We start from the raw sequence: 21,184 nt of genomic DNA, 5'->3' as shown, positions 1-21,184 counted from the left end.
ACCCGCCTAACATCTCCCGGGTGACCGACTACGACTTCGAGCATCTCGACACCTCGGCGCTGCCGGTGCGGCAGCGGCGGATCCTGGAGGTCATCCGGGACTGGGTGGTCGAGCACGGGTACGCGCCGAGCACCCGGCAGATCGGTGCGGCGGTCGGTCTGCGCTCGATGTCGTCGGTCGCCCGGCATCTGCGCAGCCTCGAGGAGCGCGGGTTCCTGCGGCGGGGGAAGGGGGTGGCGCGGCCGATCGATGTGCGGCTGTTCCTGCACGGCACGGCCGCCGCGGCGCCCAGCGAGGACGCGGTGACCGTGCCGGTGGTGGGCGACATCGCCGCGGGCGCACCGATCCTGGCCGAGGAACACACCGACGACCTGCTCACCCTGCCGCGCGAACTGGTCGGCCGCGGCACCGTGTTCGCGCTGCGCGTGCGCGGCGACTCCATGATCGACGCCGCCATCTGCGACGGCGACACCGTCGTGGTGCGCAGTCAGCGGGAGGCGAACTCGGGCGACATCGTGGCCGCCATGATCGGCGAGGAGGCCACCGTCAAGGTCTTTCGCCGCCGCAACGGCCACGTCCTGCTGGAACCCCGCAACCCCGCCTACGAGGTGATCGACGGCGACGAGGCGGTCATCCTCGGCAAGGTCGTCTCGGTTCTGCGCCGGATCTGAATCCTCACGCCCGGTCGAGGCGGCGCAGTTGTTCGGCGACGTCGAACTGGGCGGGCGGCCAGTCCAGCTGGAACGTGGACAGTGCGTCGATGAGCAGTTCGGTGACGGCGAGGCGGGCGTACCACTTGCGGTCGGCGGGGATGACGTACCAGGGGGCGTGGCCGGTGTGGGTGCGGTCCAGCATCGCCTGGTAGGCCTCCTGGTAGGCGGGCCAGTAGGCGCGTTCGTCGATGTCGGCGGGATTGAACTTCCAATACTTGTCCGGGCGTTCGAGACGTTCGCGCAGCCGCCGCTTCTGCTCGTCGAGCGAGACGAACATCGCCACCTTCACCAGGGTGATGCCCTCGTCGGTGAGCTCGCGCTCGAAGTGGTTGATCTCGTCGTAGCGCGGCTCCCACTCCGCGCGCGGCACCAGGTCGTGCACCCGCACCACGAGCACGTCCTCGTAGTGCGAGCGGTCGAAGACCCCGAGCTGACCGCCGCGCGGCAACGCCTTGCGGATGCGCCACAGGTAGTGGTGGCGCTTCTCCTCCGGCGTCGGCACGCCGAAGGCGGCGTGGTCGACGCCCTGCGGGTCGACCGAGCCGATCACGTGCCGCACGATGCCGCCCTTGCCCGCGGTGTCCATGCCCTGCAACACCAGCAGCACACTGCGCTTGTCGCCGGATCGGCCGTTGGCGTAGAGCTTCTCCTGCAGGTCCGACAGCACCGCGGTGCGTTCGGTCAGCAGGTCCTGCCCCTGGGTCTTGTCACCGTCGAAGCCGGGCGTGGCCGAGGTGTCCAGGTCGGCGATCCGCACGCCGTCGGCACGCAACGCCTCGGTCGCGGGGATGGTCCAGTTCTGCGCCATCGTCCACAACTACCACGGTGGTCACCGAATCTGCGCCAGACGCAGCAGATGCACGGCGAAGTCCTCGTCCGAGGCGGGCGCCAGAACCAGATCGTGGGCGGTGGTGAGCAGGTAGCGGCCGTCGCCGCTGACGTCGAGCCAGCTGCGGTGCCGGGTCGGCGGCGACATCGGGTTCTCCGGGTCCACGGTCACCGTGATGAACCCGCGGCCGTCGAGCGGTTTGCGCAGCGTCTGCCGGAACCGTTCGGCGCCGTCGTCGCCGCCGCTCGGTTCGCCGAGCACGCGGTCCTGGGGTTCGCGCAGCGGTCCGAGCCGCCCGGGCCGGGCCGAGCCGATCACCTGCACCAGCCGGGCGCCGACGGTGCGGGCGTGGCACATCAGCACGGTCATCTTCTCCGGGGTGGCCACCAGGATGCTCGCGTGATGGTGCACGACGGCGGCGAAGGCGAGCACCCGGTCGCCGGTGCCGTTGTCGGTGCGATACCGCTCCCCGGACACGGTGATGGTGGTGGCGTCGGTGCGCGCGCACAGCATCAGCGCGGCGGCCAGGTCCGGATCGGCCTGCCGGGCGAAGCGTTGGTGCAGGCGCAGCGCCTCGTACTCGGATTCGGTGCGCACCAGCGAGGCGGGCACCATGTTCACCGGGTACGGCCGCCGATCCAGGTTGGTTTCGCTTTCCCAGACATGGGTGAACTCGTCCGGGGTGAGGACCCATCTCACCGTACGCCGCTCCCACCCGTCGGGCCCGCCCCGGGCGGTGTGAACCGGGGCACGCTGTCGCCGGTGGCGGGCATGGTGGGGGTGTAGACGTAGGTCATGATGTCGCGCACGTCGGCCTCGAGCTCGGCCGCGGCGCGGTCGTGTTCCATCCGGCGGCGGCCGCCGTGCACCGCCTCGGCGACCGGATCGGGCAGCGGCAGATAGTGCGGCGGCGCGGGGACGGCGGCCCGGATCGTCTGGGCCACATCACGGTTGAGCTCCATCAGGCGCTGCACGGCGCGGCACACGTCGTGCGCGTCCATGCCGAGGGTGACGAAGGAGCGGGTGGCCTGGGCGGCCGCCTCGCCGGAACGGCCCGACCAGCGGGCGAATTCACGGGCGGTGGCGTCGGCGAAGGACTGGAACGCCGCACCGATCGTGTCCGCGCCGATCCGCCACGCCTCGGCGGTCTCCCCGAGCGCGGCGGGATCGAGCGCCTCGCGCACCCGCTCCCAGATCTCGGCGTGGGTGTAGGCGGCGAAGCGTTCCCGCTCCGGCGCGTAGGCGGGATCGGTTCCGGCGCCGGAGGTTTCGGCGGCGTTCGCGAGCGCGCGTCCGCGCGCCAGCATCTCCTCGGCGGCGGCCCTGGCCGCGGCGTCCACCACGGTTCACCGCACCCGGAGCGCGGCGACGGCGCTCATCGCTGATCCAGGTAGTCGGCGACGGCGTGCAGCGCGGCGCGGTGGGCGGCTTCGGCCTCGGCGAGCCGGTGCCCCGCGGCGAGGTAGGCGGCCTTGAACAGCAGCGCCGTCTCCTGGAACGCCGCCACCGTGGCGCGCAACTGCCCGCCCTTGGCGGCGAAGCCGGCGGCCAGCGCGCGGCCCGTCGGCAGCTCGGGGAACCCGCTCACCGCGGCGGCGGCCTCGCTCGCGGTCAGCGCCGCGCCCAGGTCCTCGACCAGCTTGTCGCAGGCGGCGGCCAGATTCACCGCGACGTCCTCGGCGAGTTCGAAACGCTCGTCCACCGCCGCCGCGTACAGCCCCCTGGCCACGCCCTGACCGGTATCCGGTACCGCCACGGGCTCACCCCCCTTGCGCTCGGTCCACTCACCGCCCTACCGATCCGCACTCTAGCGGCAGGTCAGGGCGACGCGGATCGGCTTGGGGCCCAACTGTGACGGGCCGCACGTGCCGGCCGGGTCAGGCGCGCGCCACCTCGATCGTCATGCCCGCGGCCCGCAGCCGCTCGGTGAGCGCGTCGCCCATGGCGGCCGCGGGGGTGAGAATGCCCGCCAGCTCGGGCAATTCGTCGAAGGCCAGGCAGAGTCCGGACTGGCCGAGCATCACCGCGGTGGCCTGGTAGCCGGGATCGCCCTTGCCCGCGAAGGTCGCCACGTACTTGGCGCCGGAGGTGGTGCGCGCGAAGGTCTTCATGGTGAACCAGCCCGAGCGCCTGCTCTCCTCGCTGGGGCCGGTGCCCGGCTTGGGCAGCACCGTGTCCAGCAGCTTGCGGCCCGCCCGCGCCCGCGAGAGCACCGCGCCCGCGGCCAGGCCCGCCACGATGCCGCCGCTCATGACGGTCGCGATCACCGGGGACAGCCGCGAGGACCCCGCGCTCATCACCTCGCGGTACCGGAAGTTCTTGCCGTACACCCAGCCGAGCAGGCCGTTGGTGCGGCGGACGATCTTGGTGTTGTGCGCGGCCATCACGAAGGTGCCGACCCAGCCGTCCAGGCTCGGGTCGATGTTGCTCGCCCGCTCCAGCGCCTGATCGGACTGCCGGCCCACGTCGGGATCCATCGACTTGTCGGGGCTCAGCGAGTACGGGTGCGCGAGCACCGCGGCCTTGGACGAATCCGCGGCCACCGCCTCCATCATGGCCCGGCCGGAATCGATGGTGCCGCCGCTGACGCCGCCCTTGAGCGAAGCGACCAGCGTGACGTCGGTCAGCTCACCGGTGTTGTCCGCCACCGAACTCCGGTAGAGCTGGTAGACGCTCAGGTCGGAGGGCACCGAGTCGTAACCGCAGGAGTTGACGATCTTCGCGCCGGTCTCGACGGCCCGGTCGTGATGGGCGTCGATGGCCTCGCGGATGAACAGCGGCTCACCGGTGAGATCGGCGTAGTGCGTGCCCGCTTCGGCGCAGGCGCGCACCAGCGGCATGCCGTAGCGCAGGTAGGGGCCCACCGTGGTGATCACGGCCGTGGTGCGGGCGGCCAGCGCGTCGAGCGCGGCCTGGTCGGTGGAATCGGCGACGACGAGTTCCCAGTTCGCCGCGCGCGGGCCCAGTTCCTCGCGCACCTTCGCCAGCTTGTCGGCCGAGCGCCCGGCCAGCGCGATCCGCGCGCCCTCGGGTGCGGCGTCGAGCAGGTATTCGGCGGTGAGCTTGCCGACGAAGCCGGTCGCGCCGAACACGGTGAGATCGAAATCGCGGGTGTCTGTCATGTGGTCCGTCACTCCTGAGCGTCACGACCGGTGGCCGGGACGGTGGTAGTCGATGCGGTGCGGGATTCAGCGCCGGGTGGCGGTCTTCTTGCGGGCGCGGGCGGGTTTGGGCGGTGTGCGCTGCGCCAGCCACTGCCGGTGCGCGCGGCCCAGCTCGGTGACGGGGTCCTCGTCGTAGAGCCATTCCCGCGCGATGCGATGCCAGTTCGCGGTGGTGTGCAGCTGGCCGAGCATGCCGAAGGTGAGGAAGTCCGCGCGCCGGGAGAACAGGTGCTCCGGGGGCAGATTCTGCTGCTTCATCCCGGCGAACTCGCTCGCGCGCGGGTCGACCGCGAGCAGGAACGCGCCGCTGGCCAGCTCCGGGGTGATGGTGAGTTCCTCGTCCACCAGACACCATTCGGACGCGGCCAGCACGTACTCGAGGCACTCCTCGGCACCGATCTCCTCCGGCGAATCGATGACACCGCGCTGGATCATCAACTGCCGCAGATCTTCGGCGCGTTCCTCGGCCGCCGCGCGCAGGCAGGTGATCTCGAAACGCACGTGTGCCGGGTCCATCCGGTTGAACAGGCCGAAGTCGAGGAAGCCGACCCGGCCGTCGTCGAGCAGCAGCACATTGCCTGGATGCGGGTCACCGCAGAACTCGGCGAACTCGAACAGCGACCCGACATAGAAGCGGTAGATGATCTCGCCGATGCGGTTGCGGTCGGCGTCGGGCAGGCCGCGGATCTCGTCGAAACCGCGGCCGGGCAGATACTCCGAGACCAGCACCCGGGTGGTGCTCAGCTCGAGCAGCGTGCCGGGCACCACGATGAACGGATGGTCGGCGTAGAGCTCGGCCAGCTCGGCCTGGGTCTGCGCCTCGGCGCGGTAGTCGAGTTCGCTTTCGATGTTGAGGCGTAGCTCGTCGAGCACCGCGGGGGTCACCCACGGCATCGCCGATTGCAGCACCTTGCGGAACATCGTCAGGTTCTTCAGGTCCGCGCGCACGGCGGCGTCGATGCCCGGATACTGCACCTTCACCGCGACCACCCGGCCGTCGTGCAGCCGGGCGCGGTAGACCTGCCCGATCGAGGCCGCCGCGATCGGCTCCGGCTCGAACTCGGCGAACACCGTGTCCAGCGGGGCGCCGAAATCCTCCTCGACCACCCGGCGCATGCCCTCGAAGGGCACCGTCGGCGCGGCGTTGCGCAGGACGGCCAACCGTTGCTGGAAGCGTTCGCGATGGGCTTCGGGCACCAGGTCCAGGTCGAGCACCGACATCATCTGGCCCAGCTTCATCGCCACGCCCTTCATGGTGCCCAGCACCGCGACCACCTGCTCGGTGGTGCGGATCATGGACTCCTCGGCCATCTTCGCGCGCACCGCCTCCGAGCGTCCGCGCATGGACAACCGGGTGCGCTGGGTGCGCAGCACCGATCCGGCCGCGACCGCGCCCAATTTGGTTCCGCGAGCAAGCCGCGAGGTCGGCACTTGCTTCGCCATCGAGGTACCTCCATCGGTGCCGACGCGATCCACGGTGATCCGGTCCGCCCCCCGGGCGCACCACCCGCGTTCAGACTAACCGCCGACAGCGCGATGTCGACCCGGGCCGGTCAGGCGGGCGACTCGGTCTCCGGGGTGGGCAGCACGTGCTGCTGGGTGTTGAAGATCTCCCGCGAGCCGCCGGCGCGGGCCATGCCCTCGATCGCGCTCCAGGCCATCATCGTCAGGTAGTCGATGACCTCTTCGCGATCCATCGACTTGTCCGTGGTCCACCAGTGCGTGGCCAGCTGGATACCGCCGACCAGCACATACGACCACAGCTGGGAGCCCTTGGTGTCGATGCCGCGCGAGCCGGCGCGGTCGATGATCACCGCCGAGACCACATCGGCGAACAGCTTCTCGAACTCCGCCAGCGAGGAGGCGTCCGAACCGTTGCCCATGATGAACCGGTAGACCTCGGGGTCCTCGTCGACGGTGACGACGTAGGCGGCCAGCGCCGAGCGGGTCAGCTGGAACTCGTCGGCGTCGACGCTGATGGCGCCGTAGACCCGGGGCATCAGGGTCGTCTCGATGAAGCGCTGCATGGTCGCGTGGACCAGGTCGTGCTTGTCGGCGAAGTACCGGTAGAGGACGGTCTTGGAGACGCCGATCTGGGCGGCGATCTCGTCCATGCCCGCGGTGGCGCCGCGCGTGCGGACAGCCGCCAAAGTGCCGTCGACGAGTTCTTCGCGCCGGTCGATCTTGTGCTGGCGCCAGCGGCGTTTGCGGCCGTCCACCCGGCCGGTGCGCACCGCAGCCGGTCGCTCGGCGCGCTCACCGATGTCGACAAGGTCTTCGGTGGACAGGGCAGGCTCCTTGGTCGTTGGGGTGGGGGGTCGTGTCGGGTGGGTCGGCCTACAGCTTATGGCACAGCAGAATGGAGGACATGGAGAAAGCTCCCGGCAACCTCACCGCCCCCGAGATCGCGGCGCCGCCCGCGCCGGCGGTGACCCCCGCCGCGCCGACGGGATTCTTCGTCGACGAGACGGCCAAGCGCCGTGACCTGCGCAAGATGAAGACGCTGGCGACCGGCCTGCTCGCCGCGGCGACGGCGATCTACCTGCTGTGCCGCTGGCTGGAGTCGCGCGGCGGCGGCGGTGAGTGGGTCGGCTACGTGCGCGCCGCCGCCGAGGCGGGCATGGTCGGCGCGCTGGCGGACTGGTTCGCGGTCACGGCGTTGTTCCGGCATCCGCTCGGCCTGCCGATCCCGCACACCGCCATCATCCGGAAGAAGAAGGATCAGCTCGGCGCCAGTCTCGGCAGCTTCGTCGGCACCAACTTCCTCGCACCGGAGGTGGTGTCGGCGAAGGTGAACTCGGCCGAGGTGTCGTTGCGCGTCGGCCGCTGGATGGCCGATCCGGGGCACGCCGCGCGGGTGGCGCAGGAGAGTTCGACGATCCTGCGCGCCGTGGTCGGGGTGCTGCGCGACGAGGACGTCGAGCAGATCATCGACAACACGATCGTCAAGCGCATCGCCGAGCCGCTGTGGGGTCCGCCGATCGGTCGGGTGCTCGCGGAACTGATCGCCGACAACCGCCAGCTGGCGTTGCTGGACCTGCTTGCCGAGCGCGCGCACCAGTGGGCGCTGGGCAGCCAGGAAATCGTCGACAAGGTGGTCATGGAGCAGGCGCCGCAATGGGCGCCGAAATTCGTCAACATTCTGTTGTCGGAAAAGATCTATCGGGAATTGGTCGAATTCACCTGGAAGGTGCGCTCCGACCCCGAGCACGAGGTGCGCCTGGCCGCCAACCGGTTCCTCGAGGAATTCGCCCGCGACCTGCAATTCGACGACGCGATGATCAAGAAGGCCGAGCGGGTCAAGGCGCAGGTGATGGGCCGCGAGGAGATCACCGGCCTGGCCGAGGCCACCTGGCGGGCGGCCAAGCGGCTGATCCTGGAATCGGCCGACGATCCGAACAGCACACTGCGGCGTAAGGTCGGTGAGAACGTCCAGCAACTGGGCGAGCGCTTGCGCGACGACGCCGAGATGCGCGCCAAGGTCGACGGCTGGATCGATCGCGGCGTGCGCTATCTGGTCGCCAACTACGCCGGCGAGATCACCACGCTGGTCACCGACACGGTCGCCAAGTGGGACGCCGAGGAGGCGAGCAAGAAGATCGAATTGCAGGTGGGACGGGATCTGCAGTTCATCAGGATCAACGGCACGGTGGTCGGCGCGCTGGCCGGGCTGGTGATCTACACCGTCTCGCATTTGTTGTTCCCCGGCTGAGCCGGCGCGGGCGGTAGCCCCCGGAATTTCTGCTAACACAGTGCTTGCAAGAGCTAGCACCCTGACCTAGACTCGTTCTCGTACAACCGCCAGAAGGTGAGTGATGGCTGACCATCCCGAGGGCCGCGTGGCGAACGCGGCGCACGACATCGGAGGTTTCATCAGGGCACAGCGGGAAGCTGCGCAAGTCTCGTTGCGTCAACTCGCCGCCCTGGCGGGGGTGAGCAATCCGTATCTCAGCCAGATCGAGCGGGGATTGCGCAACCCGTCCGCGGAGGTACTCGCGCAGATCGCGAAAGCGCTGCGGGTGTCCTCGGAGGTCTTGTACGTACGGGCCGGCTATCTCGAGCAGCGGCCGCACGGTCCGGTCCGGGACGCCCTGCTTGCCGACACCTCCATCACGGAGCGGCAGAAGCAGGTGCTGCTGGACATCTACGAATCGTTCCGTCGAGAAAACGGCGAGAACGAGACAACCGACACTCCGCCACGCCAGGAGAGCGAACAACCATGACCGAGAAGACCGCCACCGTCACCAAGCCTCTGCTCGCCGCGGTCGGCGCCGGGGACGCCGTTTACACGGCGGCCCTCGACGTCGTCACCCAGGTGCGCGAGAAGGCCACCACCACCGACGTCTCCGGCCGGGTCGAGGAGGCGCGCGAGCGCTTCGCCCACGTGCCCGCCGATGTGCAGGCCCAGTTCGAGTCGCTGCGCGAGCGGCTGGCCGGCCTGCCCACCGAGCTGCCGGACGAGCTCGCCGAGCTGCGCGAGAAGTTCACCGCCGAGGAACTGCGCAAGCTGGCCGAGGAGTACTACGCCAAGGTGCTCGACCTCTACTCCGACCTCGCCGTGCGCGGTGAGGAGACCGTGGAGCGGCTGCGTGCCAACCACCTGGTCGAGGATCAGATCGAGCGCGTGGAGAGCCTCTACAAGGACGCCGCCTCGCGCGCCGAGGAGGTTGTCGGCCGGGTGAACGGCCTGCTGGGCCGTCCGGCCAAGGCGGAGGAGAGCGCTCCCGAGGCCACCGCCACCGCGGCGCCGGTCGTCGACGCCGAGGTCGTCGAGGTGACCACCGAGACCACCCCCGCCCCGGCCAAGAAGGCCGCCCCCGCCGCGAAGAAGGCGCCGGCCAAGAAGGCCGCCCCGGCGAAGAAGGCCGCCCCGAAGAACGTCTGATCGCGTCCGGCAGCCCGGACCGGGTTTTCCGACCGCCCTCGCGCACGCTGCTGCGCGGGGGCGGTTTTCGTATCATGGGGGAGTGCAAACGGTGAACGGGTTGACCGGCCTGATTCTGCTCGTGCTGTGGCTCGCCGCGCTCGGCGCGACGATCTTCGCGCTGATCCACGCCATCCGGCAGCGCCCGGACGCGTTCACCGCTGTTGACAAGCAGACCAAACCCATCTGGCTGGCGATCCTGGGTGTCGCCGTGCTGTTGTTGCTGCTCTCGGCGGGTGGTCTCGGCCTGCTGGCCTTCGTCTCGATCATCGCGACCGGCATCTACCTGGCCGATGTGCGACCGAAGGTGGACGAGGTGCAGCGCGGACCGCGCTGGTAGCGCGCGCAGGCACTGGAATCTCCCGCGCATCGGCGTTACTGTATCTAGCAGTAACACAAAGGAGTGTCCGATGCGTGCACAGCTGCCTGCCGTCCTGGCGCAGCTCCCGGCCAAGATCGCGGAGCTGCTCACCGCGCACCGCGCGAACCTGCGGGCGCGCACCTACCCGACCACGGCGCTGAATCCGCCGACCGCCCAGCGCGAGGTCATCCCCGTGACCCGCCCGGACGGCGCCCGGCTGCGCGTGCACGCCTACGGTCCCGCGGGCGCGCCGACCATCGTGCTCGTGCACGGCTGGACCTGCGCCATCGAATACTGGAACCCGCAGATCAACGCCTTCGCCGGGAACTACCGGGTGGTCGCCTACGACCAGCGCGGCCACGGCGAGAGCGAACGCGGCACCGCGCCCCTGACGATGGACCTGCTCGCCGACGACCTCGCGGCCGTGCTCGACGCCGCGGTGCCCGCGGGGGAGAAGGCGGTCCTCGTCGGGCACAGCCTCGGCGGCATGACCTTGCAGGCCTGGGCGGCGCGCAACCCCGGCGAGGTCACCCGCCGCGCGCACGCGGTGCTGCTCACCAATACCGCCCCGCACGGCCTGGTCGACACCACCACGGTGGTGCCGTTCTTCAACCGGCCGATGCGGTTCAAGCGCACCGGTGTGTCGCTGCCGCTGGCCGTCGGCAAGGTCGGCCTCGGCACCCCGATCGTCTTCCCGCCCGTGCGGCCGGTGCGCTGGCTGTTCGCCCGCCAGGTGATGTGCCTGGCCTGCGACAGCGACCGGGTCGATTTCGGCATGGCGATCGTGCGCTCGTGCCCGGCCGCGGTGCGCGCGGAGTTCGGCAAGCTGCTCGCGGTGATGGACCTCGGCGAGGCGGCCCGCAACCTGGTGGTGCCCACCACCGTGCTGGCCGGGTCGTTCGACGATTTGACGCCGCCGGTGCACTCCGAACTGATCGCCGAAATGCTCGAGTCGGTGGGCAGCCTGGACCGCTACGCGGTGTTCGAGACCGGCCACCTGGGCAATGTCGAGATGTTCGAGCGTTTCAACGACGAACTGGCGCGCGTGCTGGACTCGGTGCACAGCAGGCGCGCCGAAGCCGTCGGTTGAGGTTGTCGCAGCCGTCGGCTGAGGTTGTCGCAGCCGTCGGCTGAGGCCGTCTTCAGGAGAAGACCACGGTGCGGCGGCCGTGCACCAGCACCCGCCCCTCCAGATGCCAGCGCAGGCCACGGGCCAGTACCACCCGCTCGATGTCGCGGCCCTGCCGCACCATGTCGCGCACCTGGTCGGCGTGGTCGATGCGGATCACGTCCTGCTCGATGATCGGCCCGGCGTCCAGTTCGGGCGTCACGTAGTGGCAGGTGGCCCCGATCAGCTTCACTCCGCGGGCGAACGCCTGGTGGTAGGGCCTGGCCCCGACGAACGAGGGCAGGAAGCTGTGGTGGATGTTGATGGCGCGGCCGGCCCAGTGCTCGCACAGCTGCGGCGGCAGCACCTGCATGAACCGGGCCAGCACCACCGCGTGCGGATCGTGCGCGTCGACCAGTTCCCGCACCTGCTCGAAGGCCGGACCGCGCTCGGCGGGGTCCTTCGGGAAGGGCACGTGGTGGAACTTCACCCCGTGCGCCTCGGTCATCGCGGCCAGATCGGGATGGTTGCCGATCACCGCCTCGATGGTGGCGGGCAGTTCCCCCGAGGCGGCCCGGCCCAGCAGGTCGTGCAGGCAGTGCCCGTCGCGGCTGACCAACAGCACCGCGCGCCTGCGCGCGCCGGAGTCGTGCACCTGCCATTCGGTCTCCGGGCTGAGCTCCGCGGCCACCTCGGCGAAGCGCTCGCGCAGCTCGTCGAGCTCGAAGGGCACCGTCGCGGCCTTGATCGCCTGGCGGGTGAAGAACCAGCCGGTGTCCTCGTCGGAGTGGTACCCGGCCTCGGAGATCGACCCGCCGAATTCGGCGATGAAGGACGTGATCCTGGCGATGATGCCCGGACGGTCCGGGCATCCCAGGGTGAGCACGTAGCGACGATCTTCCTGACTGGGCACGGCGGGACTCATGAGCCCATTCTCACAGGCCACCGCCGCGCACCGGCCGGGTGCCCGGGTCCGTGCCGCTCACAATTCGTAAAAGGGCTCCGCGTAATGGAATTCGCCGGCGATCTGCGGCTCGAAGGCGGTCAGCGGCCGCACCTGGAAGTGCGAGGCCCATTCGGGCTCGTCCGGCGCGATGCCCAGTCGCGCCGCCGGCACGAAGCCGAACCGGGGGTAGTACTCCAGGCTGCCCAGCAAACCGATCAGCGACTCGTCCAGCGCGTCGGCGGCGCCGAGCGCGGCGTGCATGAGCGCCGAGCCGACCCCGCGGCCCTGGTGGTCGGCGCGCACGCCGAGCGGGCCGAGGCCGAGGGCGGGGAACGGGCCGACCGCGGCCCTGGTGAGGCAGACGTGGCCGACCACGTCGTCGTGCTCCACCGCGACCAGGGAGAGCGTCGCGATCCAGCCGGGGTCGCGGCGCAGCCGCTCGACCAGCGCCACTTCGGGCGGTTCCGGCAGGTTCGCGGACCCGGGGGCCGTGGCGAAGGCGCTGCGATGCACCTGCGCGATGGCGGCGGCATCCGCGGCGCGTTCGCGTCGGATCAGCACGGTGTCGTCTCCTCCCGAACGAAGTTGGCCATGCACGCGAAACCACCGATGCGTAGGCAGTCTGCGGGACGCACCACCGGCCTGGCAACGCAATTCGGTGGTGTGCCGCGCTTCACGTGCGGTGTGCCGAGCTTCGCATACGGCGTGCCGGACCGCGCAGACGGTGTGCCAGACTGCGCAGCATGGCAGAAACCGCGTTGCCGACCAGGGCCGAGGTGGCCGCTCGCATCGACCACACGCTGCTGGCGCCCGAGGCCACCGACGACGACGTCGCCGCGCTGGTGGCCGAGGCGCGCGACCTCGGCGTGTACGCCGTCTGCGTCTCGCCGTCGATGCTGCCGGTGCGCGCGCCCGGACTGGTCGTGGCCACCGTCGCGGGATTCCCCTCGGGCAAACATCATTCGCTGGTCAAGGGGGCCGAGGCGCGGCTGGCGGTGGACCAGGGCGCGGCCGAGGTCGACATGGTGATCGACGTGGGCGCCGCCCGCGCGGGCGAATACAGCGCGGTGCTCGCCGACATCGTGACCGTGCGCGAGGCGATCTCGGATCGCGCGGTGCTCAAGGTGATCATCGAATCGGCGGCGCTCTCGGACGAGGCGATCGTGGAGGTCTGCCGCGTCGCCGAACGCGCGGGCGCCGATTTCGTCAAGACCTCGACCGGTTTTCATCCCGCGGGCGGGGCGAGCGTGCACGCGGTGCGGCTGATGGCCGAGACGGTGGGCGGCAGGCTCGGCATCAAGGCCAGCGGTGGCATCCGCACCGCGGCGGCGGCCGCCGAACTGCTCGCGGCGGGCGCCACCCGGCTCGGGCTGTCCAAGTCGGCGGCGGTGCTGGACGGTTTCCCCTCCTGACCGCATCCGCTCAGCAGCGGACGTCGCTGCTGCCGGTGCTCTGGAGTTCGGTGCGACCACCGGCCAGGTGCACGTCGATCCCGTTGTCGGTGACCTCGATCTCGGTGGCGCGCAAGCCCATCGGATAGCTCTGCAGGCTCTCGGTGAAGACGTCGACGATGCCCGCGACCAGGTCGGTCGGCAAGCCGATGCCCAGTACCTCGGCGGACATGGTCTGCACGTCCACCGCGCCGTCGCGCACCTGCGGGCGGACCTGGAGCTGGGCCAGGCCGCCGAGCACGTCGAGGGTGATGACGTCCGACGCCGCCGACGACCGCACCCCGCTGACCATGCCGGCCAGGGTCTGCTCGATGCCGTCGTTGCTCCAGGTGACATCGGCCTCGGAGCTGCCCACCGTGCCGCCCTTGCCGTTGTCGGCGACCTCCACGTCGCGGAAGGTGGCGTGCACGTTCATGCCGACGGCGGGGCCGAACTTGTCGTCCTTGCTGTCCACGGTCACCGAGGAGACCTTGCCGTCCAGCCAGGTGATCAGCAGCGGCTTGGCGCCGAACCCGACGTCGATCTTCGAGCCCATCTCCTGCTCGAACTGGCTGCTGATGCACTTGGAGACCGCGTGGCGGGCGTATGCCTCACCGGCGACCAGCGCCGTGACCAGCAGCGTGGCGACGACAGCCAGCGCGATCACCAGGGTGCGCCTGCTGACGCGCGGTGCGGCGGGGGGTGAGGTAGTCATGACGGAGATTCTTCCGCACGTTTCTGTGGCGGCTCTGAGGTCGGGGTGAGGGATGCGAATGTGACATGTGACACAGAATTCCAGCGTAGCCTGAGTGTCATGGCTGGTGAGGCGCGGGGCAGCGCACCCGGATCCGTCGATCGACGGTGGCGGGTGCTGCGGCGACTCGCCGGTCGACACGCCGGATTCTTCACCACCCGGCAGGTGCTGCGCGCCGGATGTGAGGCGCGGGTCCGCGCCGCCCTCGCCGAAGGGACGGTCCGGCGCGCGGGCGTCGGCATCCTGCGCCTGTCCGAATGGCCGGAAGGCCCGCTCGACGAGTACGCGATGTGGTCGGCCTGGTTCGACGGCGCGGTCGCCGTCTCCCACCACAGCGCGGCCGATCTGCACGGGCTCGGCCGGCTGCGCCCCCGGTTCCTGCACCTGTCGGTGGGCGCGGGCCGGCCGCCGGTGACGCCGCGGCTGGTGGTGCTGCGCCGCGCCCTGCCCGCCGCCGATCTGGAGTCGGCGGGCGCGTTCCTGGTCACCACCCCGGTGCGCACCGTCGTCGATCTCGCCGAGACCGACATCGGCCAGGCCGCCCTCGACGAGGTGGTTCGCGACGCCGTCGTCATCGGGCGCTGCACCCACGACGAGATCGCCACCGCCGCAAGCACTCTCGAGCTCCGCTCGGCCGCCCGTGTGCGCCGTGCGCTGGACGGGGTGTGATCAGCGCGGCGCCACCGCCGACCACGGCACCGACAGCACGTTGTCGCGCATCCGCCTGCGGTACTCGCGCACCGGAAAACCCTGATCCCGCAACAATTCCGCGGCCGCGCGCCAGCGCACTCGCGGGCCGAACGGCGCCATCGGCGCCGCGCGCGACCAGGCCCGGTCGGCGGCGGCGAGCAGGGCGTGCACCTGCTCGCCCGCCACATTGCGGTGGATCAGCGCCTTGGGCAGCCGCTCGGCCAGATCCGACGGTCTGGCCACGGTGAACGGATCCCAGGCCAGCGTCAGCGACAGCGGGCCGTCGCGGTCGAGCAACACCCAGGCACAGCGACGGCCGAGTTCGTCGCAGGTGCCGTCCACCAGCAGCCCGCCCGGCGCGAGATTGGCCGTCACCGTCGCCCACGCGCCGGCCACCTCGGCCTCCGGGTACTGGCGCAACACGTTGAACGCGCGCACCAGCACCGGCCGCAGCCCGGCCAGCTCGAAACCGCCGCGCGCGAACGAGACTCCGTCCCGGCCCGGCACCACCCGTGCCGGATCGATCTCCAGGCCGACCAGCCGCACGTCGGACCGCACCGCGCGCAACCGCCCGGCGAGCTCGAAGGTGGTCCAGGGGCTCGCGCCGTACCCGAGATCGACCACCAGCGGGTCCGCGGCGGCGAGCAGGGTCGCGCGCACGAGGTCGTCGTGCACGAGCCAGCGATCGCTGCGTCGCAGCCGGTTGATGCCGGTGGTGCCGCGGGTGATGGTGCCTATCGGAGGGGTCAGCCGGCCGGCTTGCGCTCGTCCAGCCACCGCACGGTCTCCTCGGCTTCCCCGCGGAACAGGTCGACCAGATTCACCAGCATCAGTTGTTCCAGCCGGGGACCCACCATCGGGATGTAGACCTTGGCTTCCGAGGAGAACCGCATGGTGCAGCCGGTCTCGGTGGGGAACAGCTTGATCGTGCCGCCCAGGCTGCCGGGGCCGGCCGGGATCGAGGCCGAGTACTTGCCCACCGACTCCGCGGCGTCGAAGGGGCCCCAGCTCTCCTTGCGGGTGATGACCATGTCCTTGCGCATCACCGTCTGCGCGATCTCCGGCAGCATCTCGCGCGGCAGGATGTGACGCAGCTCGACCCGGATGCCCGATTCGTCGACGTCGAGGCTGACCACCTCGTTGCCGGGGGTCAGCTCGCGCATCTTCTCCACCCGCGCCTCCCAGTAGTCCCGGGAGGACAGGGCCTCATACAACTCCGCGGTGGTGTGCAAGGGGTAGCGGGCGGAGTAGTCCAGACGACGTGCCATGGGTCTTAACGTTAGGGGGTGCCTTTTTCGCCCGGGCTAGCGCCCGGCGAGCCAGGTGTTGGTGAACTCCTCCTCGGCGCGCAGCAGCTCGAGCAGGTGTTCGTTGATGGCGGCTTCGATCTTGCCGCCGAACAGCGGGACCTTGACCTCGATGGTGCCGTCCACCACGGCCGTGGCCGAGGTGTCGTCGCCGGAGAGGGCCACCGCGCCGCTCATCTGGGCGGGGGCGTTCTCCACGCGGGCCTCGAACGCGCCCGTGGTGCCGGTCCAGGTCTCGGTGCGGGGGATGATCAGGTCGCCGGGCCGCACGGCGGTGACGGCGGGCGGCAGCAGTTCGGCGGCGATGGCCTGCACCATGTGGATGCGGGCGGTATCGCCCTCGACGGTGACCGATTCCAGGCGCGCGTTGGGACCGCCGACCTCGGCGATACGGTCCTTCCAGTACTGCTCGTCGGAGAAGGCCGCGCGCACGGCGGAGACGGGATGGGTGTAGCGGGCCGTGAACGCCAAGGGTGTCGCCATGACTGGACACGCTACCGTCTGGGGCGTGCGAATTTCACGGGTGGTGCCGGGCCGCGCGGTGACCGGCGACGAGGTGCGCGAGCTGCTCGCCGGCACCGGCGCGACGGTCCGCGAGGCGGTGCGATTGGCGGAGCTGACCACGTTGCGCGTCGGCGGCCCCGCCGTGCTCGCCGAATGCGGTACCACCGAAGCCCTGGTGGCGACCGTGCGGGCGCTCGACGCCGCCGGTGTGCCGGTGCTGCTGCTCGCGGGCGGCTCGAATCTGCTGGTCGGTGACGACGGTTTCGACGGTGTCGTGGTGCGGGTCGCGACCAGCGGGGTGGAGCTCGGCGCCGACGGCGTGCTCGCCGAGGCGGGCGCCGACTGGGACGCGGTGGTGGCCGCCACCGTCGCGGCGGGTCTCGGCGGGCTGGAATGCCTGTCCGGCATTCCCGGTTCCGCGGGTGCGACGCCGGTGCAGAACGTCGGCGCCTACGGCGTGGAGGTCGCCGAGCTGTTGCGCCGGGTGCGGCTGCTGGACCGGGCCACCGGCGAGATCCGTTGGGCCGGTCCCGGTGAACTCGGCTTCGGCTACCGCACCAGCGTGCTCAAGCACAGCGACGCGGCCGTGGTGCTCGCCGTCGAGTTCGCGCTGCGCCCGGACGGCAGCAGCGCGCCGCTGCGCTACCGGGAGCTGGCCGCGGCGCTGGCGGCGGACGAGGGCGAGTCGCGGCCCGCGGCCGCCGTGCGCGAGGCCGTGCTGCGGTTGCGCGCGGGCAAGGGCATGGTGCTCGATCCGGCCGATCACGACACGTGGAGCGCGGGCTCGTTCTTCACCAACCCGGTGGTGCCCGCCGACCGGATCGAGCAGGTACGCGCCGCGATCCACGCCCATGTGGGTGAGGTCACGATTCCCACCTATCCGGCCGCGGACGGTGTCAAGCTCTCGGCGGGCTGGCTGATCGAGCGCGCCGGCTTCGGCAAGGGCTGGCCCGGTGCGGAGGCGCCCGCCCGGCTGTCCACGAAACACACTCTGGCGCTGACCAATCGGGGTACCGCCCGGGCCGCCGACGTGGTCGCGCTGGCCCGCGCTGTGCGCGACGGTGTCGCCGAGCGCTTCGGCATCCGGCTCGAACCCGAACCGGTCACCGTCGGCGTGCGGCTGTAGACGGCGCGCCACCCGAACCCGGCGGGGCGCGCCGCGCGTGCGGCCGCGCGGCCCGCCCCGCGCGTAGATTCGACAGACGTGAGCTACCGCCCGTTGACCCGACCGGCCGCCGTCGTGGCGGCACTGCTCGCCGTGCTCGCGCTGCTCGCGGGCTGCACGATCGACCGCTCCGGCGACGACAACGGCGGCGCCCGCGGTCCCGTCGCCGAGGTCACCATGGACCCGGGTGACGGCGCGACCGAGGTGAATCCGGTGGCCCCGGTCTCGGTGCGGGTCGAGGACGGCACCATCGCCCAGGTCGCGCTGACCAACGCCGCGGGCAAGCAGGTGGCGGGCGAGCTCGCCGCCGACCACCGCTCGTTCCGGATCACCGAACCGCTCGGCTACGGCGCCACCTACACCTGGTCGGGCACCGCGGTCGGCACCGACGGCGCCCCGGTGCCGATCGAGGGCAGCTTCACCACCCTCACCCCGGCGAACACCCAGCCGGCGACGGTCAACATCGGCGACGGCCAGGAGGTCGGCATCGCGGCGCCGATCATCCTGCAATTCCAGGGCGCGGTGCAGGACAAGGCGGCCGTCGAGAAGGCGCTGACGGTCACCACGAACCCGCCGACCGAGGGCGCCTGGGCCTGGTTCCCCGACGACAACGGCGGTTCCCGCGCGCACTGGCGGCCGAAGCAGTACTGGACGCCCGGCACCACCGTGCACGTCGCGGCGCGGCTCTACGGACTGGACCTGGGCGGGGGCAACTACGGCGCCGCCGACCTGACCACCGACTTCACCATCGGCCGCAGCCAGATCGTGCGGGCGCACGCGCCGAGCCACCGGATGCAGGTGGTCCGCGACGGCGAGGTGATCTTCGACTTCCCGGCCAGCTACGGCGAGGGCAACGAGGCGCGCAACGTCACCCGCTCGGGCATCCACGTGGTCACCGAGAAGTACGAGGACTTCCTCATGTCCAACCCGCCCTACTACGAGAACGTGCGGGAGCGCTGGGCGGTGCGGATCTCCAACAACGGGGAGTTCATCCACGCCAACCCGGCCTCGCTGGCCGCGCAGGGCTCGGCCAACGTCACCAACGGCTGCATCAACCTCTCGCCCGAGGACGCGCAGGCCTACTTCCCGACCGCGTTGTACGGCGACCCGGTGGAGGTGACCGGTACGTCCATCGCGCTGTCCGCCGCCGACGGCGACCTTTACGACTGGACCATCGATTGGGACACCTGGCGGACCATGTCGGCGCTCGACGGCTCGGCGGCCCCGGTGGTCTCGGCGACACCGGTCACCCCGGGCCCGCCGCGCTGACCGCGCGGCTCAGGCGTCGGGTCGCGCGGTCGAGTCCAGCACCCACTGCCGGTATCCCGGGTGGGCCTCGACGACCGGCACGGCGAGCACCTGCGGCGTGGTGGCCGGGTGCTCGGCGCGGGCCCGGTCCAGGATGGCGGGCACCAGGCTGCGGCGGGTGTGCAACACCACCAGCGCCTCGCTGTCGTCGCAGAGCGCGCCCTCCCAGCGATAGATGGAGCGCACGCCGCTGACGATGTTGCCGCACGCCGCCAACCGGTCCCGCACCAGTCCGCGGGTGAATTCCGCCAGCCACTCGGCGGATTCGGCGGTGACGGAGACGTCCACGATTTCCTCGGTCATGGCACCAGTCTCCCGGCCGGGATCAGCCGCGGCGGGCGAAGCGGCCGGGATCGGCCTGGTCGCGCGGCTTGACGATGATCTGGTCCAGGTTCACGTGCGGCGGCCGCGAGGCGACGAAGCCGACGATCTCGGCGATGTCGGCGGCGACCAGCGGGTCGATGCCCTCGTAGACCTTGGCCGCGCGCTCGGCGTCACCGTCGAAGCGCACCAGCGAGAACTCGGTTTCCACCGCGCCGGGCGCGATCTCGGTGAGCCGCACCGGCTGCCCCAGCAGCTCGCCGCGCAACGTGCGGTGCAGCACGGCCTGGGCGTGCTTGGCGGAGGTGTAGCCGGAGCCGTTGTCGTAGGCGTGGAAGGCGGCCACCGAGGTGATGGTGACGATCAGGCCGTCGCCGGAGTCGATGAGCTTGGGCAGCAACGCCTTGGTGACCCGCAGGGTGCCGAGCACGTTGGTCTCCCACATCCACCGCCAGTCGTCGAGGTCGGCCTCGGCCACCGGCGCCAGGCCCTTCGCGCCACCGGCGTTGTTGACCAGCACGTCCACCCGCTCGACCGCATCGGTGAACGCGCGCACCGAATCCTCGGAGGTGACGTCGAGTTCCAGTGCCGTGCCACCGATCTCCTCGGCCAGCGTCCGCAGCCGGTCCATCCGGCGCGCGCCGACGTAGACGTGGTAGCCGTCGGCGGCGAGCTGCCGCGCGGTGGCCTCCCCGATGCCGGAACTTGCTCCCGTGACGACGGCGGTGCGAGTGCTCATGGCCCTCGATCCTAGGTCCGTGCCCACGGCACCTAGCATGCGGTGCATGGCTACACGGGACGCGGTCAGCGCGGATGGCACCAGGATCGTCTATCGGGTGAACGGGCCGGAGGGCGCACGCCCGCTGCTGCTCGTGCACGGCTGGTCGGCCGACCTGACCTGCTGGGGCGCCGCCGCCGACGAGCTGGCCCGGCACTACCGGGTGATCGCCATGGACCTGCGCGGCCACGGCTACTCCGACATTCCGGACTCCGGCTACGACGATCCGAAGAACTGGGCCGCCGACGTCGCGGCCGTGCTCGCCGCGGAGGCGGCCGGCACCCCGGCGGTGCTGCTGGGCTGGTCCTACGGCGGCATCGTGATCAGCGACTACCTCACCGCCCACGGCACCGACGCGGTCGCCGGGGTGATCTACACCGGCTCGATGGCCAACATCGGGGTGGACGTGCCGGGCGCGGAGATGGGCTCGGCGCTGCGGCAGGCCATCCCCGGAGTGTTCGACGAGAGCCCCGGCAAGGCGGTGCGCGGGTTCATGGCCTTCGGCAACGCCAACACCGGCGAGGGCACCGACAAGGGCGTCGACGCACAGCGGCTGTTCGGCATGAGCCTGTCCACCCCGCCCGCGGTGCGCAAGGCGCTGTTCTACCGCACCGTCGACAACACCGAGACGCTGCGCGCCCTCGACGTCCCGGTGCTGGTACTGCACGGCACCGCCGATCCGGTGGTTCCCCTCGCCAACGGCCGCTACGTCGCCGAGACCGTGCCGACGGCCCGCACCTCGTTCTGGGAGGGCGCCCAGCACGGCCTGTTCATCGAGGATCGAGCCCGGTTCGTGGCCGAAGTCCGCGAGTTCGTCGACGGGCTGTAGCCCGCGGGCAACGCTGTGTGATAGCGGTCACTCGCCCGGTGGCGGGGCAATCG

At 71.0% G+C, this 21,184-nt stretch carries 26 protein-coding genes; 11 read left to right on the top strand and 15 right to left on the bottom strand.

Annotated elements, in window-relative coordinates:
- Positions 1-20: 20 nt before the first annotated feature.
- A complete protein-coding gene (gene lexA, locus CRM89_RS19925) occupies positions 21-671 on the top strand; it encodes a transcriptional repressor LexA (RefSeq protein WP_098085533.1) in 651 nt (216 codons plus the stop codon).
- Between the two features lie 4 nt (positions 672-675).
- Here lexA and CRM89_RS19920 read toward each other — a convergent pair whose 3' ends face one another.
- The 7 genes from CRM89_RS19920 to CRM89_RS19890 all read right to left on the bottom strand — a co-directional run bounded on the left by CRM89_RS19920 (position 676) and on the right by CRM89_RS19890 (position 6,940).
- Positions 676-1,521, bottom strand: a complete 846-nt coding sequence (locus tag CRM89_RS19920; RefSeq protein WP_041560454.1) for a polyphosphate kinase 2 family protein — start codon at positions 1,519-1,521, stop codon at positions 676-678.
- 21 nt (positions 1,522-1,542) lie between these two features.
- Positions 1,543-2,241 (bottom strand): ESX secretion-associated protein EspG, encoded by a 699-nt coding sequence (locus CRM89_RS19915; RefSeq protein ID WP_011211750.1) that lies wholly within the window; start codon positions 2,239-2,241, stop codon positions 1,543-1,545.
- Positions 2,238-2,885: a hypothetical protein gene (locus CRM89_RS19910; RefSeq protein ID WP_229434794.1), complete on the bottom strand. Its 648-nt coding sequence runs from the start codon at positions 2,883-2,885 to the stop codon at positions 2,238-2,240. Before CRM89_RS19910 ends, CRM89_RS19915 begins: the two co-directional genes overlap by 4 nt.
- Positions 2,886-2,917: 32 nt before the next feature.
- On the bottom strand, positions 2,918-3,298 hold the full coding sequence (locus CRM89_RS19905) for a hypothetical protein (RefSeq protein WP_060594178.1): 381 nt from the start codon (positions 3,296-3,298) through the stop codon (positions 2,918-2,920).
- 121 nt (positions 3,299-3,419) lie between these two features.
- Complete coding sequence (locus CRM89_RS19900; protein WP_041560453.1) at positions 3,420-4,664, bottom strand: trans-acting enoyl reductase family protein; 1,245 nt, start codon at positions 4,662-4,664, stop codon at positions 3,420-3,422.
- 66 nt (positions 4,665-4,730) lie between these two features.
- The gene (locus CRM89_RS19895) at positions 4,731-6,149 is read right to left on the bottom strand and encodes an AarF/ABC1/UbiB kinase family protein (RefSeq protein ID WP_011211746.1); all 1,419 of its coding nucleotides are present in this window, start codon (positions 6,147-6,149) and stop codon (positions 4,731-4,733) included.
- Between the two features lie 110 nt (positions 6,150-6,259).
- Positions 6,260-6,940 carry a TetR/AcrR family transcriptional regulator gene (locus CRM89_RS19890; protein ID WP_098085530.1) on the bottom strand — a complete coding sequence of 227 codons (681 nt, stop codon included), beginning with the start codon at positions 6,938-6,940 and terminating at the stop codon, positions 6,260-6,262.
- 134 nt (positions 6,941-7,074) lie between these two features.
- Between CRM89_RS19890 and CRM89_RS19885 the strand changes: the two genes are divergently transcribed.
- From CRM89_RS19885 to CRM89_RS19865, 5 genes are all read left to right on the top strand, one after another.
- Entirely contained in the window at positions 7,075-8,418 is a 1,344-nt protein-coding gene (locus CRM89_RS19885) for a DUF445 domain-containing protein (protein WP_011211744.1), read from the top strand.
- 103 nt (positions 8,419-8,521) lie between these two features.
- Complete coding sequence (locus tag CRM89_RS19880) at positions 8,522-8,929, top strand: helix-turn-helix domain-containing protein (RefSeq protein WP_041560452.1); 408 nt, start codon at positions 8,522-8,524, stop codon at positions 8,927-8,929.
- Complete coding sequence (locus CRM89_RS19875; protein ID WP_011211742.1) at positions 8,926-9,591, top strand: hypothetical protein; 666 nt, start codon at positions 8,926-8,928, stop codon at positions 9,589-9,591. The genes CRM89_RS19880 and CRM89_RS19875 overlap by 4 nt, the downstream gene beginning before the upstream one ends.
- Positions 9,592-9,673: 82 nt before the next feature.
- Positions 9,674-9,970, top strand: a complete 297-nt coding sequence (locus tag CRM89_RS19870; RefSeq protein WP_041560451.1) for a DUF2516 family protein — start codon at positions 9,674-9,676, stop codon at positions 9,968-9,970.
- A gap of 70 nt (positions 9,971-10,040) precedes the next feature.
- Entirely contained in the window at positions 10,041-11,081 is a 1,041-nt protein-coding gene (locus CRM89_RS19865) for an alpha/beta fold hydrolase (RefSeq protein ID WP_098085528.1), read from the top strand.
- A gap of 52 nt (positions 11,082-11,133) precedes the next feature.
- On the opposite strand, the gene purU is transcribed toward CRM89_RS19865, so the two are convergent.
- Positions 11,134-12,024, bottom strand: coding sequence for a formyltetrahydrofolate deformylase (purU, locus tag CRM89_RS19860; protein WP_011211739.1), 891 nt, complete (start codon positions 12,022-12,024; stop codon positions 11,134-11,136).
- 57 nt (positions 12,025-12,081) lie between these two features.
- Positions 12,082-12,606: a GNAT family N-acetyltransferase gene (locus CRM89_RS19855; protein WP_041560450.1), complete on the bottom strand. Its 525-nt coding sequence runs from the start codon at positions 12,604-12,606 to the stop codon at positions 12,082-12,084.
- 182 nt (positions 12,607-12,788) lie between these two features.
- On the opposite strand from CRM89_RS19855, the gene deoC reads away from it, so the two are divergent.
- Complete coding sequence (gene deoC, locus CRM89_RS19850) at positions 12,789-13,457, top strand: deoxyribose-phosphate aldolase (RefSeq protein WP_011211737.1); 669 nt, start codon at positions 12,789-12,791, stop codon at positions 13,455-13,457.
- A 10-nt stretch (positions 13,458-13,467) separates the two neighbouring features.
- Here deoC and CRM89_RS19845 read toward each other — a convergent pair whose 3' ends face one another.
- Positions 13,468-14,190 carry a DUF2993 domain-containing protein gene (locus CRM89_RS19845; RefSeq protein ID WP_060594183.1) on the bottom strand — a complete coding sequence of 241 codons (723 nt, stop codon included), beginning with the start codon at positions 14,188-14,190 and terminating at the stop codon, positions 13,468-13,470.
- A gap of 99 nt (positions 14,191-14,289) precedes the next feature.
- Between CRM89_RS19845 and CRM89_RS19840 the strand changes: the two genes are divergently transcribed.
- Positions 14,290-14,898: a hypothetical protein gene (locus CRM89_RS19840; RefSeq protein WP_060594185.1), complete on the top strand. Its 609-nt coding sequence runs from the start codon at positions 14,290-14,292 to the stop codon at positions 14,896-14,898.
- On the opposite strand, the gene CRM89_RS19835 is transcribed toward CRM89_RS19840, so the two are convergent.
- From CRM89_RS19835 to CRM89_RS19825, 3 genes are read right to left on the bottom strand one after another with little or no spacing between them, the layout of a single operon-like run.
- Positions 14,899-15,696 (bottom strand): hypothetical protein, encoded by a 798-nt coding sequence (locus CRM89_RS19835; RefSeq protein ID WP_011211734.1) that lies wholly within the window; start codon positions 15,694-15,696, stop codon positions 14,899-14,901.
- On the bottom strand, positions 15,666-16,187 hold the full coding sequence (locus CRM89_RS19830) for a DUF2505 domain-containing protein (RefSeq protein WP_011211733.1): 522 nt from the start codon (positions 16,185-16,187) through the stop codon (positions 15,666-15,668). Before CRM89_RS19830 ends, CRM89_RS19835 begins: the two co-directional genes overlap by 31 nt.
- Positions 16,188-16,223: 36 nt before the next feature.
- Positions 16,224-16,709 carry a DUF2505 domain-containing protein gene (locus CRM89_RS19825; RefSeq protein WP_011211732.1) on the bottom strand — a complete coding sequence of 162 codons (486 nt, stop codon included), beginning with the start codon at positions 16,707-16,709 and terminating at the stop codon, positions 16,224-16,226.
- Positions 16,710-16,767: 58 nt separating this feature from the next.
- On the opposite strand from CRM89_RS19825, the gene CRM89_RS19820 reads away from it, so the two are divergent.
- A complete protein-coding gene (locus CRM89_RS19820; RefSeq protein WP_229435092.1) occupies positions 16,768-17,856 on the top strand; it encodes a UDP-N-acetylmuramate dehydrogenase in 1,089 nt (362 codons plus the stop codon).
- 78 nt (positions 17,857-17,934) lie between these two features.
- Positions 17,935-19,164 carry an Ig-like domain-containing protein gene (locus CRM89_RS19815; protein ID WP_098085524.1) on the top strand — a complete coding sequence of 410 codons (1,230 nt, stop codon included), beginning with the start codon at positions 17,935-17,937 and terminating at the stop codon, positions 19,162-19,164.
- A 9-nt stretch (positions 19,165-19,173) separates the two neighbouring features.
- Here the strand turns inward: CRM89_RS19815 and cutA are convergent, their stop codons facing one another.
- Positions 19,174-19,506: a divalent-cation tolerance protein CutA gene (cutA, locus tag CRM89_RS19810; protein WP_098085521.1), complete on the bottom strand. Its 333-nt coding sequence runs from the start codon at positions 19,504-19,506 to the stop codon at positions 19,174-19,176.
- A 22-nt stretch (positions 19,507-19,528) separates the two neighbouring features.
- The gene (locus CRM89_RS19805) at positions 19,529-20,263 is read right to left on the bottom strand and encodes an SDR family oxidoreductase (protein ID WP_011211728.1); all 735 of its coding nucleotides are present in this window, start codon (positions 20,261-20,263) and stop codon (positions 19,529-19,531) included.
- A gap of 46 nt (positions 20,264-20,309) precedes the next feature.
- Between CRM89_RS19805 and CRM89_RS19800 the strand changes: the two genes are divergently transcribed.
- Positions 20,310-21,131: an alpha/beta fold hydrolase gene (locus CRM89_RS19800; RefSeq protein ID WP_086842730.1), complete on the top strand. Its 822-nt coding sequence runs from the start codon at positions 20,310-20,312 to the stop codon at positions 21,129-21,131.
- The last annotated feature ends 53 nt before the right edge of the window (positions 21,132-21,184 follow it).

It is taken from the genome of Nocardia sp. FDAARGOS_372 (genome assembly GCF_002554515.1).
GTDB lineage: Bacteria > Actinomycetota > Actinomycetes > Mycobacteriales > Mycobacteriaceae > Nocardia > Nocardia farcinica.
Note: the sequence above shows the minus strand (reverse complement) of the source record. Positions and strands in the feature narration are given on the sequence as shown.

Coding starts and splice junctions, on each gene's coding strand:
- CRM89_RS19840 (WP_060594185.1), top strand. CDS start 14,290: ATGGCTGGTGAGGCGCGGGGCAGCGCACCCGGATCCGTCGATCGACGG.
- CRM89_RS19830 (WP_011211733.1), bottom strand. CDS start 16,187: ATGGCACGTCGTCTGGACTACTCCGCCCGCTACCCCTTGCACACCACC.
- CRM89_RS19825 (WP_011211732.1), bottom strand. CDS start 16,709: ATGGCGACACCCTTGGCGTTCACGGCCCGCTACACCCATCCCGTCTCC.
- CRM89_RS19865 (WP_098085528.1), top strand. CDS start 10,041: ATGCGTGCACAGCTGCCTGCCGTCCTGGCGCAGCTCCCGGCCAAGATC.
- CRM89_RS19885 (WP_011211744.1), top strand. CDS start 7,075: ATGGAGAAAGCTCCCGGCAACCTCACCGCCCCCGAGATCGCGGCGCCG.
- purU (WP_011211739.1), bottom strand. CDS start 12,024: ATGAGTCCCGCCGTGCCCAGTCAGGAAGATCGTCGCTACGTGCTCACC.
- CRM89_RS19895 (WP_011211746.1), bottom strand. CDS start 6,149: ATGGCGAAGCAAGTGCCGACCTCGCGGCTTGCTCGCGGAACCAAATTG.
- CRM89_RS19805 (WP_011211728.1), bottom strand. CDS start 20,263: ATGAGCACTCGCACCGCCGTCGTCACGGGAGCAAGTTCCGGCATCGGG.
- CRM89_RS19845 (WP_060594183.1), bottom strand. CDS start 14,190: ATGACTACCTCACCCCCCGCCGCACCGCGCGTCAGCAGGCGCACCCTG.
- CRM89_RS19900 (WP_041560453.1), bottom strand. CDS start 4,664: ATGACAGACACCCGCGATTTCGATCTCACCGTGTTCGGCGCGACCGGC.
- CRM89_RS19875 (WP_011211742.1), top strand. CDS start 8,926: ATGACCGAGAAGACCGCCACCGTCACCAAGCCTCTGCTCGCCGCGGTC.
- CRM89_RS19800 (WP_086842730.1), top strand. CDS start 20,310: ATGGCTACACGGGACGCGGTCAGCGCGGATGGCACCAGGATCGTCTAT.
- CRM89_RS19920 (WP_041560454.1), bottom strand. CDS start 1,521: ATGGCGCAGAACTGGACCATCCCCGCGACCGAGGCGTTGCGTGCCGAC.
- CRM89_RS19880 (WP_041560452.1), top strand. CDS start 8,522: ATGGCTGACCATCCCGAGGGCCGCGTGGCGAACGCGGCGCACGACATC.
- deoC (WP_011211737.1), top strand. CDS start 12,789: ATGGCAGAAACCGCGTTGCCGACCAGGGCCGAGGTGGCCGCTCGCATC.
- cutA (WP_098085521.1), bottom strand. CDS start 19,506: ATGACCGAGGAAATCGTGGACGTCTCCGTCACCGCCGAATCCGCCGAG.